A 16658-nucleotide genomic window follows, 5' to 3' on the forward strand; every position below is an offset into this window, starting at 1 on the left:
TCGTCGCACAGCTCTGGCTTTGATAGCAGCGACAGTTCAAGGCATTCAACTGAGGRCATGCCGAGGCCTGCTGAAGTTGAATAATGCCGAAATGGTGTTGCTATCAAAGCCCCGCAGGGCGAGGCTTACAGCGGTATTTGCTGCGTTACAGTTCTTGCGAAGGACTAGGGCCATTCGCTGCAAACTGTGCCTTGCATCTATCCACTTTAAGCACACGCAGAGCAAGCACGGGACTTATTCGCACCTTCCCTAGAGCTTTCATGCTATCGGAATAAAGATACAAAGGGTCACATTTGTATTATTTGTGAGGGTTATTTGTTGGTAATTTTATTGGTGTGTTGATTAATTTAAAAATGATTTTCAATATATCCAAGTTAAATTTTATTGGCCACTGATTAATTAAAGTGTTGTTGGTTTAATTTTTTTAATTTAAATCTGTTAATCCTGAACCTTGTCGCAATTGCCGCTTATTCAATATTCTAAAAGAAGGGCTGGCACCTGCTGCTTTTCTCCTCGCTTGTAAAATATTGTAACAACAGATCCAAGGCTTTTTCAGCATCCTTATTCATTAGGGGCTTTTCGCTCGGTGATTGTTAATGACGGCGGCTTTATGTGCAAATTGCGTAACGACAGCGGATTGAAACGCCTATAAATGTGATGGGTGTCACAGTTTTGTCTTTTGTGTGCGTTGTGATTGTGTTGCAGCCCAGGCCGAGTAAAACACTGCCTAGGGTCAACTAACCTAGTTAATTAAACCAGATTAATGCCTATTCACTCATTTGCCTGAAATATCAAACTCGATCAGTTACTTAAATGAGACTTTTTGTTAACCTTTATTTTTCATTGGTTAATAAATTGGTGGATTGACGGCTTTAGGGGGAAAAGACAGTATCGATTCGAGCGTTGAATAAATAAAAGAACGGCGCCGAATAAAAATTGAATTAGGGAGTAGACCTACATGATTAAAAAAAGCAGATTAGCTGCAGCAGTTAAATTAAGTTTAATTGCGACAGTGTCGACCAGTGGATATTTTGTTGCCAACAATGCAGTTGCTGCCGAAGAAAGTGCCTCTTTTGAACGTATCGCGGTGACCGGCTCACGCATTCAACGTCAAGACATGGAAACGGCTTCACCGGTAACCGTTATCGATGCCAGTGCCATTCGCGCCGAAGGTTACAATTCGGTCGACGAGATCCTACAGGCACAACCTGCCATGGCCGGTATGGCGGTAGGTTCTACCACTAACAATGGTGCCGATGGTGTCGCCCAGGTGGATCTGCGTGGTATGGGCGCGAGCCGTACCTTGGTACTGTTAAATGGCCGCCGTATGGTTAACTCAGGTTCGGGTGCAGATAGCGCCGTGGATCTCAACACCATCCCAGTGGCGATGATCGCTCGTGTGGAGATCCTGAAAGATGGCGCCTCGGCCGTGTATGGTTCCGACGCCATTGCCGGTGTGGTTAACATCATCACCAAGAAAGATTTCGAAGGCTTCCAGCTAGACATCAATGGCGGCGCAACCGACAAGGGTGACGGTGAAAACGTCGAGATCAGTGCACTCTATGGCTTCAATACCGATGGTGGTAATTACACCTTTGGTGTGGCCTATTCGGATCGTGGCGGCGTGATGCAAAAAGATCGCGACTGGGTGGAGAAGGGCGCCAGTAGCTTTATCCCAACCGGCTCGCTAGGCGGTAAGGTACAGGATGAGAACGGTAACTGGGTCGATCGCACCGAGGGTTATGACTTTACCCAGGATAGCTGGCTGCAGACGCCAAATGAGCGTTACAGCTTCTTCGCCAACGCGACGCAAGAATTGGCTAACGATATCGTCTTTACCGGTGATCTCTTATACACCAAGCGTCAATCTGAGCAGATGATGGCGGCTCAGCCGGCCTCTGTGATGCTGGATGTGTGTACGCCAAGTTCAACCGGCAACTGCATCACGCTCACCGATGAGATGATTGCTGGCGGTATCAAGCCTGATGATCAAGGCCGCGTGGAATACCGCAGAAGAACCACAGATGCCGGTAACCGTATCTATGAGCAAGACACAGATACCCTGCGCGTATCTGCCGGTCTAGCCGGTGAGTTCGATGTTCATACGGGTATCGCATGGGACCTTTCTTACACCTATGGTAAGAACAAGGCTGAGACCTGGGTTCATAACTCAATCAACGCCAAGAACATGGAGCAGTCTGTCTATGATAATCAGGATGCCTGGTTCAGCGGCGACCCGCTGTCTCAAGCCATCATTGACGACATCAGCTACCTTGAATCCACCACGGGCGGTAACGAGCAGCACATCGTCTCTGGTGTGATCAGCGGTGAAGCCTTCGACCTGGAAGCGGGCCCTGTCGCTTATGCGATCGGCGCCGAATACCGCCATGACAGCGGTTACTACAATCCCGATCCTGTGATCGTGGCGGGTGAAGGCACGGCGGCGCAGCAAGATCCTACCGATGGTAGCTACAGCGTGATCTCTGTGTATCAAGAGGTGAGCGTACCTTTCACCGACAAGCTAACCGGTGAATTCGCGCTGCGTTTCGATGACTACTCTACCTTTGGTAACGCATCGACCTGGAAGATAGGTTTAACCTATGAGGCGACCGACGACCTTATGCTACGCGCCGTGGCGGCTACCGGTTTCCGTGCGCCAAACGTGAGCGAGCTGTATGGCGGTAACGTGGGTTCATACGACTATCTGGACGATCCTTGGGGTAACGAGCAGGACCCACAGATTTTGGTGAACTACACCTCTGATCCCGATCTGAAGGCGGAATCGTCTGAGTCTTACACTGCAGGTCTTGTCTACTCGCCGAGCTATATCGATGGCATGTCGCTGACCTTGGATTACTGGCGCTTTAAGATCACAGATGCTATCTCGCGTCTGGATGTTCAGGCGGGTCTAAATGCCTGTCACGCCGGTGATACCACTGCCTGTGAAACTTTCGGTATCACGCCTGACGGTAACCTGGAAAACCTGACCAACCCGCTGACCAACGTTGGCTATCAAGACACGAGTGGTGTCGACTTTAACCTGGCTTACCGTTTTGAGGGCCTGGGCTTAGATTGGAGCATCAGCAACGATTTAACCTACCTGCTTGAGTTTGAGCAGGATGGCATCGACTACACAGGCACTATCGGTGGCATGTTCGGTGGCTATTCTAAGGTGAAGAACAACTTTAGCGTGAAGGCTGGCCAGGGTGACTGGAGTGTGATGTACTCTAATCGCTTTATCGGCGAGATGGACGACATTAACTATGGTGATGCGGTTGACTCTGTGCTGTACCACAACATCTCTGGTATGTACCACATCAACGACAGCATTACCGCAAGTCTGGGTGTAAAGAACTTTACCGATGAGAAGCCTGTAATGGTGGCCAGCGGTAACGAGGCGGGCACAGTGCCTGAGGTGTACGACACTATCGGCCGTCAGATCTACGGCGGTGTAACCGTTAAGTTCTAAGTTGTAGAACCTAATAAAAAAGCGCCCTAGGGCGCTTTTTTTTATGCAAGTTTAACGATTAGCCTAAACCCTGCTGGGCAGATTTCATCTGAATAAACTCAATCTTGTAACCATCGGGATCTTCGACAAAGGCAATCTCTGTGGTGCCCCCGGCAACCGGACCTGGCTGGCGTGTCACCTTACCGCCTGCGGCTTCGATGGCTGCGCAGCGGCTGTAGATATCCTCTTCGCCAATCGCCAGATGGCCAAAGCCGCTGCCGAGATCGTACTTGTCTGTGTCCCAGTTGTAGGTGAGTTCAACCACTGCGGCGCCTGTGGCCTCTTCGTCGAAGCCGACGAAGGCAAGGGTATAACGATACTCTGGGTTTTCAGACTTGCGCAGGAGTTTCATGCCCAGGATCTCGGTGTAAAAATGTATGCTACGATCGAGATCGCCGACTCTCAGCATGGTATGTAAAAGTTGTGCCATAAGGACCTCTTTTTAGGAAAATGCTAGGCCCAAGTATACCTTATTTATCCGCTATTTAAATCTGATACATCAACCTTGCTTTTGTCATAAACCCCTATTGAAATCATATTGGCCTTGCCATGATCCCGCTCACAGAATCAGTCTATGTCACTGGTGTTCAAGCGGATGGCTGAGATAATGAAGCCTGGTTATTAGAGGAGCTGTCGATGCCAACCGAACTAAAAATGGCCCTAGGACTTACGGTCACCATAGCACTGTTTCTATCTGTGTTCTTTATGAGCATGTTTTAATTCGTCTGCCTGATTTGGCAGTCGAATCGTACAAAAAAAGCCGCTTTTGCGGCTTTTTTATGTTTAAACGTAGGTATCCATCTCGCCTTGGTGCTTTTAGCGCTTACCAAGACCAAGAAGACTTACTCGTCCGGATAGACCTTCTCTTTAAACTCACACAAGTCTTCAATCAGGCAACTTCCGCATCTTGGCTTGCGCGCAACACAGGTGTAGCGCCCGTGGAGAATAAACCAGTGGTGTACATCCACCTTAAACTCGGCAGGCACAACCTTTAACATCTTTTGCTCGACCTGATCCACGTTTTTGCCCATGGCAAACTTGGTGCGATTAGCGACGCGAAAGATGTGGGTATCGACGGCGATGGTTGGCCAGCCGAAGGCGGTGTTTAACACCACGTTGGCCGTCTTACGACCCACTCCCGGCAAAGCCTCCAGTGCCTCACGGTCTTCGGGCACCTCACCGCCATGCTTCTCCAGCAAGATCTCGCAGGCCTTGATGACGTTGATGGCCTTGTTGTTATACAGGCCTATGGTCTTGATATATTCTTTGAGTCCCTCGACGCCCAGATCGTAGATGGCGCGCGCCGTATTGGCCACGGGAAACAGTTTGTCGGTGGCCTTGTTGACGCTCACGTCCGTAGCTTGGGCCGACAGGGTAACGGCAACCAGCAGCTCGAAGGGGGAAGAGAAGTTAAGTTCCGTTTCTGGCTTAGGGTTGTTGTCGCGAAAGATCTCCAGGATCTTACGACGCTTTTCGGTATTCATAACTTAACTCACCTTGGTAATGCGTGCGCGGGTGACGGCTGGGGCAGCCTCTGGGGCCGGTTTACGTGCCTCGAGCTGCTTGTCGATCATGTTCTTGATGGCAATGAGGAAGCCCATGGCGATAAAGGCGCCGGGTGGCAGCATCGCCAGCAGGAAGTTGGTATCCACCTGCCATAGGTGAATCGTTAATCCCTTGGCCCAGTCACCGAGCAGTAGGTCGGCACCATCAAATAGCGTGCCTTGGCCGAGGATCTCACGACAAGCCCCGAGCAGCATAAGCACTAGGGTGAAGCCCAATCCCATCATCAGGCCATCAAAGGCTGCTTTAACCACGTTGTTACGTGAGGCAAAGGCCTCGGCGCGCCCTATGATGACGCAGTTGGTGACGATAAGGGGCAAGAAGATCCCAAGTGACAGGTATAGTCCGTAGGCGTAGGCGTTGATCAACAGCTGCACACAGGTCACTAGGGCGGCGATGATCATCACAAATACGGGAATGCGGATCTCCTTAGGCACAAACTCTCGCACCAGGGAGACCAGCACGTTGGAGCCGACCAGCACAACAAGCGTGGCTAACCCAAGGCCGATGGCATTGGTGAGTGTGGCGGTGACTGCGAGCAGTGGACACAAGCCCAGGAGCTGGACCAAGCCCGGATTATTCTTCCACAATCCTTGCCAGGCGATATCACGATAGTTACTCATATTGCACCTCACAGTTGGCAGGGCGGCTTAGCAGTGTCTGCTTGTTGGCATTAAAATAGCGCAGGGTGCGTTTAACCGCACCGACGTAGGCCCTGGGGGTGATGGTCGCGCCGGTAAACTGATCGAACTGACCGCCATCTTTCTTTACCGCCCAACGCTTGTCTTGTTCACCTTGAATACTCTGACCCTTAAAGCTCAATACCCAGGGAGACTTACGCAGATCTATCTTATCGCCAAGGCCAGGCGTTTCGTTATGGTTGAGGGTACGCACGCCCAGAACCTCTCCTTTGACATCGATGGCGACGACCAGTTTGATTTGGCCGTTATAGCCATCTGGCGCGACCGTTTCCATGGCGATGGCCACGGGCTCGCCGCCTTGGCTAGCGATGTAGGCGGGCAGGGGCTCATCGACTCCCAGTACGTCGGCGTCCTGGATCAGTATACAGTGCTCGATGAGTGCGTTGTCATGTATTTCATCAGGGATGATCTGATGCAAGGTTCTCATGAGTTCGAGATCTTGCTGCTGCTTGATCCGCTCGAAGGTTGACTGGTTAACCAGGGCCACCAAGGCAGTACACAGGAGGGCGAATAAACCCAGTAAGCTAGCATTTTTGACGATAGAACGTTTCACTTCATACTCCTGCCGTGGGCTTAGCGGCTTGCTCTGTGGCCGTAGGCTCGGGGTTTGACATAATAATCGATAAAGGGTGCGCACAGGTTAGCCAATAGTACGGCAAAGGCAAAGGCATCAGGATAGCCGCCGAAGCTGCGGATCAGATAGACCAGCAGGCCAATCAGCGCACCGAAGATCAGTCGCCCACGAGTGCTGGTTGCGGCGGTAACCGGATCGGTGGCGATAAAGAAGGCCGCTAACATGGTGGCGCCGGAGAAGAGATGCAGCAGCGGGCCCATGTGCGTGTCGGGGCTCAGCAGATAGCCGATACTGGCGCAGACAAACAGACTCGCTAAGATGGCGGTGCTGATCTGCCAGCGGATCAGTTTCAGCTTGAGCATCACCAGACCGCCAGCCAGATAGGCCAGGTTGATCACCGCCCAGCCGATACCAAAGCCATCACTGAAGCTAGTCTTAGCGAGGATCTCATCCAAGGTTAAACCGGTAGACAGACCAGTCTTGACCGCATCCAGTGGCGTGGCCATGGTTACGCCATCGATACCGGCGCGGTAGGCGAGGATCTGCTCGGCGTCTGCCCCCTGAAAGATGATACTCAGGCTTTGTAATAATCCTAGGTCATTCAGCGCTGCGCCACTCGGCGCGACCCAGCTGGTCATCTGCACCGGGAAGGAGATAAGCAGCATCACATAGGCTGCCATGGCGGGGTTAAAGATGTTGTTGCCCAGGCCGCCATAGAGTTGTTTCACCACTAAGATGGCAAACACCACGCCGATGCCGGCTATCCACCAGGGCGCCATCGCAGGGATTGCAACGCCTATCAAGAGGCCGGTGAGGGCCGCACTGTTGTCGCTGATGGTCTTACCGACCGGACGTGCGCGTAGCTTTAATACCGCCGCTTCTGTGGCTATCGCGATAGCGATGGCCATGGCTATTTGGATCAGGGTTCCCCAGCCAAAGAAGTAGCACTGAGCCAGCACGCCGGGCAGGGCGCACAGCATGACCTTAAACATCAGGCCGCGAGTTTGTGCCTTGGTGGACAGGTGTGGCGATGAGGCCAACTTAAATGCCATGATTAATCCTTGTGCTCATTGTTTTGGTTCTCTGCCTGGGCCTTGGCCAGCTTCTTCGCCTTGGCCTTAGCAACCGCGGCGGCAATCTTAGCCTTCTTGATAGCTTCGGGATCCTCAAAGGTTGCTTCTTGAACCGCTTGTTCGTCAGACCCCACAGATGCGGCTACTTTTTCGCCAGTCTTGTCCTGTTGGGCTTTTTTAGCCTTGGCCTTAGCGACCGCAGCGGCTATTTTTGCCTTCTTGATGGCCTCGGGATCGTCTGCAGGGACCGCTTGAACCGCTTGTTCGTCGGTCGCGACGGGTTCAGCTAGTTGTTCTTCGCTGTTTGCTTGCTGAGCCTTCTTGGCTTTGGCCTTAGCAACCGCGGCGGCTATTTTTGCCTTCTTGATAGCTTCGGCATCTTCAACGGGGGCTTCTTGAACCGCTTGTTCGTCGGTCGCGACGGGATCAGCTAGTTGTTCTTCGCTGTTTGCGTGCTGAGCTTTCTTGGCTTTGGCTTTAGCAACCGCAGCGGCGATCTTGGCCTTCTTGATCGCTTCGGGGCTGCTCGCCTCTGTCTCTGCGGCGTGTGGCGTTGACGCTTTTGTTGTTGCTTGCTCGCCCTCTACATCCTCTTGTGGTGGAGCATCCGAGGTGAGTGTCGATTCTACCTGGGCCGCCTTCTTAGCCTTGGCGCGGGCAATGGCCGCGGCAACCTTCTCTTTCTGGCTTAAGGGCGCAGTTTCTTGGGCGTCTTGCCCTAGGTTTTGCTCTTCGTCCTGAGTGGCGCCTTGGCTGGCCTCAGATACTTCTGCCGAATTTTGTGCGGCCTTCTTTGCTTTGGCACGGGCGATGGCGGCGGCAACTTTATCTTTCTGACTCATCGCGGCGGCTTCGCCGCTATCTGAGGTTGTCACTTGCTGGCGCGACTTAGCCTGTTCTGTTGAGGCAGGTGCTTCAGACTCGGCCTTTTGCGCAGCCTTCTTGGCCTTGGCGCGTGCTATTGCCGCGGCAACCTTATCTTGTGGTTTTGCAGCACCCTTGCTTTCATTAAGGTTGGCGGTCGCTGGCACCTGATCTTGTTCTTGTGCGGCTTTCTTGGCCTTAATCCTTGCCATGGCAGCGGCGACGGCGTCTTTATCTGACCCTGTCATCTGCGCCTTGCGGCGTTCGGCAGCCAGCTTGGCTTTCTCTTCTCGCGCCTGTTTTTCCTGCTCGAGACGCAGGGTGCGGGAGTCGAACCTTTGCTTGGCGAGCTCCGCCTGTTTCTTCTCCTCGGCCTCCTGGCGTAGCGCCGATTTGGCGACGCGATAGTATTCCACTAGGGGGATATCGCTTGGGCAGACATAGCTACAGCAGCCACATTCGATGCAGTCACGTAGGTTGTAGCTGGCGGCCTTGTCATATTCCTCGGCCTTGGCATGCCAAAACAGTTGCTGAGGCAGTAACTGCGCCGGACAGGCTTGGGCGCACTCACCGCAGCGGATGCAAGGCTGTTCGGGACTCGGCGGCGCGACTTCTTGTTCGCTCGGAAGCAAGACGCAGTTGGTACCCTTGTTTATGGGCGCCGCCACATTCGGCAGCATGTAACCCATCATGGGGCCGCCGATGATCACCGGCGAATTTTCATTGCCCCTAAACTGCGCGGCGGTGAGCATATGCTCGACGGGCGTGCCGATAGGCACCCAGTAGTTACCGGGTTTAGCGATATTCTGGCCGGTCAGGGTCACCACGCGCTCAATAAGCGGCATGTTGCGGTAGACGGCCTGGGCAATGCTGTAGGCGGTGCCGACGTTCTGCACCAGAATACCCAGGTTTGCCGGAATGGCGCCCGATGGCACTTCCTGTCCGGTTAAAATCTGGATTAGTTGCTTCTCGCCACCCGACGGGTAGAGAGTAGGGATCTTGCTCACTCGCGCACAGTGACTCGGTAGCTGGCTGCGATTGAGGGCATGGCTCATCAGCTCTATGGCCTCGGGCTTATTGTCTTCGATGGCGACAATGATGCGCTTGGGGCCGAGTAACTGGTGGATGATCGTGATGCCGCGGACGATTTCATCGCAGGCTTCCTGCATCAACTTGTCGTCAGAGGTGATATAGGGTTCACACTCGACGCCGTTGATGATCAATAGCTCGATATCGCTCACAGGTTTGAGCTTGATATGGGTCGGGAAGGCCGCACCGCCGAGACCCGCGATGCCAGCTGCCTGCACGCGGCTGATGATGGCATCATTGTCCATCTGTGCCACCTGTTCGGGGCTGAGCGGCGCATGAACTGTGTCGATCCACTGCTCCAGATGATCGTTTTCAATCACACAGGTCAGCACGGGCAACGCCGAGGCGTGGTTGCTGGGGCGCGCTTCGATGGCGATCACCTTGCCCGATACGGGGGCGTGCACCGGCAGGTAGCGAAAACCTTCACCGAGTGTGAGCGGCTGCCCCTTGGTCACTGTGTCGCCAGCCTTGACGGCCAAGGTACAGTTCTCACCGACACCCGGGACGGGAACCAGATAGTGATCCGCAAGGGGGAGTCTGGCTATCTCACTCTGGTTAGAAAGCGATTTATGCTCGGGTGGATGAATACCGCCGGGAATACGCCAGAGTGTGCCTTTATCTATCTGTTCTAACAAGGTTAACACTTAGATTCCTCGCTAATATTGACCACAGGTATGGCATTGAGCTGCCAGCTCCAGTTGTGTAATGTTTCGCCCACGGGGATCATGTCGATACAATCGACCGGGCAGGGCTCTACGCAGAGATCGCAGCCCGTGCAGTAATCAGTGATCACAGTGTGCATCTGCTTGCCTGTGCCTAGGATGGCGTCGACCGGACAGGCCTGAATACATTTAGTACAGCCGATACACTCATCTTCGCGTATAAAGGCGACCTTCTTCACCTGGGTCTCGGCAGAGGCGGTGAGCGGCTCGGGATCGACACCCATAAGCTCGGCAAGTTTTTCCATGGTGGCGGTGCCGCCCGGTGGACACTTGTTGATCTTCTCGCCGTTGGCGATCGCCTCGGCGTAGGGGCGACAGCCCGGATAGCCGCATTGACCGCATTGGGTTTGCGGCAGCAGGGCCTCGGCCTGATCGATAATGGGGTCACCTTCGACTTTGAATTTTTCGGCGGCGTAACCCAGCAGCGCGCCGAAGGCGAGGGCGAGTAATCCTAATAGGATGATGGCAATAATAACTTGGCTCATGCTTAATTAACCAAACCTGTGAAGCCCATGAAGGCCAGCGACATCAGGCCTGCGGTGATCATCGCGATGGCGCCGCCCTTAAAGGGGGCCGGCACATCTGCGGCGGCCAGACGCTCGCGCATGGCGGAGAAGAGAATGAGTACGATAGAGAAACCGACCGCGGCGCCGAAACCATAGATGGCCGACTCGATGAAGTCGTGCTTTTCGTTGACGTTGAGCAGCGCCACACCCAGTACGGCGCAGTTGGTGGTGATAAGAGGCAGGTAGATCCCCAGGGCCCTGTGCAGCGCGGCGCTGGTTTTCTGTACCAGCATCTCGGTAAATTGCACCACGACGGCGATAACCAAGATGAAGGCCATGGTGCGCAGATAGCTGAGATCGAAGGGGGTCAACAGATAGGTGTCGACCAGATAACTCAGGATAGAGGCAAGGGTGAGCACGAAGGTGGTGGCCATCGACATGCCGATAGCCGATTCCAACTTACTCGATACCCCCATAAAGGGGCAGAGGCCAAGAAATTTAACTAATACAAAGTTGTTGACCAGCACCGTGCCGACCAATAGGAGGAGATATTCGCTCATCTCAATGGGTTATCTATATCTAATTTACGGGCTATTATCGGCCTTTCGGCCGTGATAAACAACACAAAGAATGAAGGGATTATTTATCCCGCCGTCTGACTGCGCGCAGATTGTTCATCCTTTACGGTGAATGGTTTGGGCTTAGCGATGTAATAACCCTGAAGGCCATCCACCAAAAGCTGCTCCAGGGCAAACTTCTCTTCCTGCCGTTCGATGCTAGATGCTATGACGCTAACCGACTGCTTACGGGCGACATCGACAATCATCTTAACGAAGAAACGATTGTTGGAATCTGTGTCGATCCCCTGTGAATAGCTGCCGTCGAGTTTAATAAAGTCGGGCCTGACCTCCTTGAAGAACTTAAAAGATGTGAAGCCCATGCCGAAGTGTTCGACAGACACCCGCGCGCCGACGCTATGCATGTCGCGCACAAATTTATGGGCTTGACGGATATTGGCCTGCATTCCTGCCTCATTAACCTCCAGCACCAGGCGTGAGGCGAGCTGACGCTGTCTCACAAAGATATCTTTCAGCCAGGCGGTAAAGGCCGGTTGGTTGACCGAAGCGGTATTGATGTTAATGCCCAGCGCGCCGGTGAAGGTGGGGGTGTCGAGCAGCAGGCGAAGAGTGCTCAAGATGATGATCTTGTCCAGCTCAATGCTCAGGCCGTGACGCTCGGCCATGGCGACAACCGTTCCCGTAGGCAGAAACTTGCCCTCACTACTGTAGAAGCGAGACAGCAGTTCACTATAGACGTTGTCGGCACCGCGGCAGGGTTGAATGTCCTGGGCGTGAAACTTGATGGCGCGGCGCTTGATGATATCTTCGATGGCCAACTTCCAGTGAGAATCCCCAACCAGCTCCTCATCGCTGAGCTTCTCCTGCACATGATAGCTGTTAGGCCCAAGGGTCTGGGCGATACTGACGGCGGCGTCGGCTACATAGACCAAGGATAGGGCATCGCCACCCTGCTCATAGGGAACTAAGCCTATGTAGGCCACCGACTCGAGATCGCTACCTTGCTGGTACTCATCAAATTGGGCCTTTAACTTTTCCAGTGGCTGCTGGGCATCCTTTAATACCAGATCCGGAATAAAGACGGCGAAATCGGCGCTGCTGATCCTAAACGCCTCTATGTTAGGCATGCCCTGTAGCGCCTTGCGGATACAGGTAGCGACACCGGCTAAATAGTCATCACCTGCGGCGCGTCCCTGGCTCTGGTTAACATGACCTAGTTCTGTGGCCTTGATCATCGCCATCAGGCCGATGCGCGCCTTGCCCGGTTTGGCGAGGGCGTCGAGCTTCTCGGTAAACTTAGGTCGGGTGCCAAATAGCGTCACCGGGTCCTGGTAAGCCTCACGATTGAGCTGCTCGTTATGCTGCTGTAATTGGGCGAATTTATCGTTCAGCGCGACACGGCAATGTTCGAGTGCCTTGCCTAAGGGTTTAAGCTCGCCGTGAAAACGAGAGTGGGCGATGGCATCGAATTTCAGTTCGGCGAAGCCGTCCAAGGCATCGACCGCATGACCTATGGTGCGTTTCTGTCTGACCATTAAGAGGGTAAAGAGTATTGCTAGTGCCAGATAGCCGCCGACTATCCAGATGAGGAGCTGGATATAATGATTGAGGGCGTCATTTGCAATAGTATGGCTCGATAGTTTGACCTGTAAGCGGCCTTGGGGCAGCGCTCGGGTGTTATCCCTTGGCTGATTAAAGAGCAGGGTCGCTAGATCTGTGTCTGAGGTAATGAGTTGGCCATGGGTATAATTGAGGTTGCCGTCCAACTGGTGCACATATTGGAAGAACTGTAGCTCATACTTTTTGCTGAGCAAATTAAAGAGTGCTTGGCCTTGGTCGGGTAGGGGATGTTGCCAAACGGGATCGGCCTGATACTCCTTTAGCTGGAAGTCGGCTATTGCGGCGACCTCTTGTCGCTGGTTGAGATATGCCAGCGCCGCCAAGGCAAGACAAGCCGTAATCAGCAATAGATGTATAGATTTTCCCACGCCCATAAAAAGTAACCTAAGATGATCGACTGCCCATTCTAGCTAAATTTGAAACAGATAGTCTAACGCTTTATGGTTGATGACTTTTTTTAGGATAACGCGGAAGAGGAAACTTAAAGAAGGTGGCTCCCCAGACTGGACTTGAACCAGTGACATACGGATTAACAGTCCGCCGTTCTACCGACTGAACTACTGGGGAATCGAAAGAGATAATATAGTGAAGTGGCTCCCCAGACTGGACTTGAACCAGTGACATACGGATTAACAGTCCGCCGTTCTACCGACTGAACTACAGGGGAGTAGATACTTCTCTATTATAATAAGTGGCTCCCCAGACTGGACTTGAACCAGTGACATACGGATTAACAGTCCGCCGTTCTACCGACTGAACTACTGGGGAATTGATACTTATATCGTTAACAATATTTGGCTCCCCAGACTGGACTCGAACCAGTGACATACGGATTAACAGTCCGCCGTTCTACCGACTGAACTACAGGGGAACATCTAATATTGTTAACTCATCTTCTAAGATTTTACGCTTTGGCTCCCCAGACTGGACTTGAACCAGTGACATACGGATTAACAGTCCGCCGTTCTACCGACTGAACTACTGGGGAATCGTGTAAGCGACTCGTCGTTGAAGACGGAGCGCATATTAAATCGCTCTTACACATGAGTCAACTCGACTTGGCAAAAAAAGTGTAATTATGCTGTTAAGTGCTCATCTAATGCGCATAGTGATCGCTAAGTGCGCATTTTGATGCTTTAACGGCCATATCTGGCTGAAATCTATCGGCTATTGAGGTTTTGCACTCAGTCAATATGACAGCCAAACCAGCTTAGCTATAAGACTGGGTTTTCAAATGTAGTAAAATTTCATCTCGGATGATAAAAGAGCCTCAATGTATAAAAGGGGTTAAAGCCGCGATTATCCTGAGGTTGAGAGAGTTATCCACTAAATCTGTGGATAAGCCTGTGGGTGAGGCATAAAATCGCCGGCCAAACGCAGTGAGCCTGCGGGTTGTACTTAAAATGACAAGAATTAGCGCATCTTAATATTGGCACCAATTATCAACGACTTATAAAAATCAAGCCCCTTTGAGCAATAATCTGTGCGACGTTACAGATATGTAATGCGTTTTAGCACCTAACTTGTGTATTAAATTGGCTACAGGCGTGCGTTTTAGCCTGTTTTTTGAACATTGAGTGGGATTTCCCCTCTTGTACAAAACTTACATGACAAAGCGATGACATTTATAGGGCGGTTAGGTGAATTTTCTCGATGAAGAAAATGTCTGCTCTCAATTGGCTAATAGCTATGGGTACTTTAAGATAGGTGCACAGCTATAAAGGAGTGCACCATTGAGTGAATCAGCGTTCGATCTCGTCTCACAATATGCGCCGGCTGGCGATCAGCCGGGCGCGATCAAGCAACTTGTCGACGGCCTAGATGCCGGGCTCGCAAGCCAGACATTGCTTGGGGTAACGGGATCCGGTAAGACATTTACCATTGCCAACGTTATCAAACAGATGCAGCGCCCAACCATCATCATGGCGCCCAATAAGACCCTGGCGGCACAGCTTTATGGTGAGATGAAGGAGTTTTTTCCTCATAATGCCGTGGAGTATTTCGTCTCCTATTACGACTATTACCAGCCCGAAGCCTATGTGCCCTCGACGAACACCTTTATCGAGAAGGACGCCTCGGTCAATGCGCATATCGAGCAGATGCGCCTGTCGGCCACCAAGGCCCTGCTGGAGCGCCGTGACGTGGTGTTGATCGCCTCGGTGTCGGCCATCTATGGTCTTGGCGACCCCGAGTCCTATATGAAGATGTTGCTGCACCTTCGTCAGGGTGATTTCATGGGGCAGCGGGAGATCTTACAGCGCCTGAGTGAGCTGCAGTATACCCGTAACGATATCGAGCTCGATCGCGGTACCTTCAGGGTGCGCGGTGAGGTGATCGATATCTTTCCCGCCGAATCTGACAAGCAGGCGATTCGCGTCGAGCTGTTTGACGATGAGATAGACCGCCTCAGCCTGTTCGATCCCTTAACCGGCCATATTTTGCAGCGTATCGCCCGAACTACCGTCTATCCCAAGACCCACTATGTGACGCCAAGAGAGAAGATTCTGGCGGCCACCGAGGAGATCAAGGAGGAGCTGAGGGAGCGCAAGCAGTATCTGCTGGACAATAATAAGCTGATCGAGGCCCAGCGGATCTCGGAGCGGGTGCAATATGATATCGAGATGATGACTGAGCTGGGTTACTGTTCGGGCATCGAGAACTATTCGCGCTATCTCTCTGGCAGACGTCCGGGCGAGGGCCCGCCGACCCTGCTGGACTATCTGCCCGCCGATGGCCTGCTGATCCTCGACGAGTCCCACGTGACTGTGCCCCAGATCGGTGCCATGTATAAGGGGGATCGTTCTCGTAAGATGAACCTTGTTGAGTATGGTTTCCGCCTGCCTTCGGCGCTGGATAACCGTCCGCTTAAGTTTGAAGAGTTCGAATCCTTGATGCCTCAAACCATCTTCGTGTCGGCGACACCGGCCCAATATGAGCTGGACAAGAGTGACGGCGAGATTGCTGAGCAGGTGGTGCGCCCAACAGGTCTGTTGGATCCTGAGATAGAGGTGCGCCCGGTGGCGATACAGGTAGACGATCTGCTGTCCGAGGCGAACAAGCGTGTGGCTGTAAACGAGCGCGTGTTGGTAACCACCCTTACTAAGCGGATGGCAGAGGATCTCACCGAGTATCTGGACGAGCATGGGGTGAAGGTACGTTATCTGCACTCTGACATCGACACGGTCGAACGGGTAGAGATCATCCGCGATCTGCGTCTCGGAGTGTTCGATGTGCTGGTCGGCATTAACCTGCTCAGGGAGGGGCTAGATATGCCAGAGGTCTCTCTGGTGTGCATCTTGGACGCCGATAAGGAGGGCTTCCTGCGCTCCGAACGTTCACTGATTCAGACCATAGGCCGCGCCGCCCGTAACGTGAATGGCAAGGTGATCCTCTATGCCGATACAGTAACTAAATCGATGGCTAAGGCCATTGGCGAGACAGAGCGACGCCGAGAGAAACAGCATCAGTTTAACCTGGCCAATGGCATTACGCCAAAAGGGGTCTCGAAGAAGATTGCAGATGTGATGGATTTGGGTGAGCATAACGAGCATACCGCCAAGGTATTGCCCAAATACCAGAAGGTGGCCGAGTCCAGAACTACCTATGCCAAGCAAGATGCATCCAGCCTCAGTCATCAGATCGATGAACTCGAGAAACGTATGCATCAACATGCCAGAGACCTGGAGTTTGAACAGGCCGCCGCACTGCGTGATGAGGTACTTGCCCTGCGCGAGGCGCTGATTAAGGCCTAGTGCTAATACCAATCGTAATAAATAATTGATCATTCTAGCTTGTTAAAACGCTCGATAACTGTATTAGTATTTTTAATTGTAGAATAACTACTTATCTAAAAATCCTGC

Annotated in this window: 11 protein-coding genes and 5 tRNA genes; 2 read left to right on the top strand and 14 right to left on the bottom strand. The window is 52.6% G+C overall.

Going from position 1 to position 16658, the window contains the following annotated elements:
- Window positions 1-958: 958 nt before the first annotated feature.
- Window positions 959-3469 carry a TonB-dependent receptor gene (locus L1D47_RS17120; RefSeq protein WP_239886180.1) on the top strand — a complete coding sequence of 837 codons (2511 nt, stop codon included), beginning with the start codon at window positions 959-961 and terminating at the stop codon, window positions 3467-3469.
- A gap of 58 nt (window positions 3470-3527) precedes the next feature.
- Here the strand turns inward: L1D47_RS17120 and gloA are convergent, their stop codons facing one another.
- The 14 genes from gloA to L1D47_RS17190 form a co-directional block, all read right to left on the bottom strand.
- A complete protein-coding gene (gene gloA, locus L1D47_RS17125) occupies window positions 3528-3938 on the bottom strand; it encodes a lactoylglutathione lyase (RefSeq protein ID WP_041511168.1) in 411 nt (136 codons plus the stop codon).
- A gap of 412 nt (window positions 3939-4350) precedes the next feature.
- The gene (nth, locus tag L1D47_RS17130; protein WP_239886181.1) at window positions 4351-4992 is read right to left on the bottom strand and encodes an endonuclease III; all 642 of its coding nucleotides are present in this window, start codon (window positions 4990-4992) and stop codon (window positions 4351-4353) included.
- 3 nt (window positions 4993-4995) lie between these two features.
- Entirely contained in the window at window positions 4996-5694 is a 699-nt protein-coding gene (locus L1D47_RS17135) for an electron transport complex subunit E (protein ID WP_041511172.1), read from the bottom strand.
- Window positions 5687-6325, bottom strand: coding sequence for an electron transport complex subunit RsxG (gene rsxG, locus L1D47_RS17140; protein WP_239850615.1), 639 nt, complete (start codon window positions 6323-6325; stop codon window positions 5687-5689). Before rsxG ends, L1D47_RS17135 begins: the two co-directional genes overlap by 8 nt.
- Before the next feature lie 20 nt (window positions 6326-6345).
- Complete coding sequence (gene rsxD, locus L1D47_RS17145; protein WP_239886182.1) at window positions 6346-7398, bottom strand: electron transport complex subunit RsxD; 1053 nt, start codon at window positions 7396-7398, stop codon at window positions 6346-6348.
- 2 nt (window positions 7399-7400) lie between these two features.
- Window positions 7401-10016 carry an electron transport complex subunit RsxC gene (rsxC, locus tag L1D47_RS17150; RefSeq protein WP_239886183.1) on the bottom strand — a complete coding sequence of 872 codons (2616 nt, stop codon included), beginning with the start codon at window positions 10014-10016 and terminating at the stop codon, window positions 7401-7403.
- Window positions 10010-10579, bottom strand: a complete 570-nt coding sequence (rsxB, locus tag L1D47_RS17155; RefSeq protein ID WP_041511175.1) for an electron transport complex subunit RsxB — start codon at window positions 10577-10579, stop codon at window positions 10010-10012. Before rsxB ends, rsxC begins: the two co-directional genes overlap by 7 nt.
- 2 nt (window positions 10580-10581) lie before the next feature.
- Complete coding sequence (gene rsxA, locus L1D47_RS17160; RefSeq protein ID WP_011865864.1) at window positions 10582-11160, bottom strand: electron transport complex subunit RsxA; 579 nt, start codon at window positions 11158-11160, stop codon at window positions 10582-10584.
- An 83-nt stretch (window positions 11161-11243) separates the two neighbouring features.
- Window positions 11244-13145 carry a GGDEF domain-containing protein gene (locus L1D47_RS17165; protein WP_239886184.1) on the bottom strand — a complete coding sequence of 634 codons (1902 nt, stop codon included), beginning with the start codon at window positions 13143-13145 and terminating at the stop codon, window positions 11244-11246.
- Between the two features lie 144 nt (window positions 13146-13289).
- Window positions 13290-13365, bottom strand: a tRNA-Asn gene (locus L1D47_RS17170).
- 24 nt (window positions 13366-13389) lie between these two features.
- Window positions 13390-13465 (bottom strand) — tRNA-Asn (locus L1D47_RS17175).
- A gap of 25 nt (window positions 13466-13490) precedes the next feature.
- Window positions 13491-13566 (bottom strand) — tRNA-Asn (locus tag L1D47_RS17180).
- A gap of 27 nt (window positions 13567-13593) precedes the next feature.
- Window positions 13594-13669: transfer RNA gene (locus tag L1D47_RS17185), tRNA-Asn, on the bottom strand.
- A gap of 41 nt (window positions 13670-13710) precedes the next feature.
- Window positions 13711-13786 (bottom strand) — tRNA-Asn (locus tag L1D47_RS17190).
- A 745-nt stretch (window positions 13787-14531) separates the two neighbouring features.
- Here L1D47_RS17190 and uvrB point away from each other — a divergent pair.
- A complete protein-coding gene (gene uvrB / locus L1D47_RS17195; protein ID WP_239850606.1) occupies window positions 14532-16550 on the top strand; it encodes an excinuclease ABC subunit UvrB in 2019 nt (672 codons plus the stop codon).
- Window positions 16551-16658 lie beyond the last annotated feature (108 nt).

The organism is Shewanella sp. Isolate7, assembly GCF_022398425.1.
In the GTDB taxonomy this organism is placed as follows: domain Bacteria; phylum Pseudomonadota; class Gammaproteobacteria; order Enterobacterales; family Shewanellaceae; genus Shewanella.

Excerpts from the sequence above, each read along its gene's own strand:
- nth (WP_239886181.1), bottom strand. The coding sequence starts at position 4,992 with ATGAATACCGAAAAGCGTCGTAAGATCCTGGAGATCTTTCGCGACAAC.
- gloA (WP_041511168.1), bottom strand. The coding sequence starts at position 3,938 with ATGGCACAACTTTTACATACCATGCTGAGAGTCGGCGATCTCGATCGT.
- rsxA (WP_011865864.1), bottom strand. The coding sequence starts at position 11,160 with ATGAGCGAATATCTCCTCCTATTGGTCGGCACGGTGCTGGTCAACAAC.
- rsxB (WP_041511175.1), bottom strand. The coding sequence starts at position 10,579 with ATGAGCCAAGTTATTATTGCCATCATCCTATTAGGATTACTCGCCCTC.
- L1D47_RS17135 (WP_041511172.1), bottom strand. The coding sequence starts at position 5,694 with ATGAGTAACTATCGTGATATCGCCTGGCAAGGATTGTGGAAGAATAAT.
- L1D47_RS17120 (WP_239886180.1), top strand. The coding sequence starts at position 959 with ATGATTAAAAAAAGCAGATTAGCTGCAGCAGTTAAATTAAGTTTAATT.
- rsxD (WP_239886182.1), bottom strand. The coding sequence starts at position 7,398 with ATGGCATTTAAGTTGGCCTCATCGCCACACCTGTCCACCAAGGCACAA.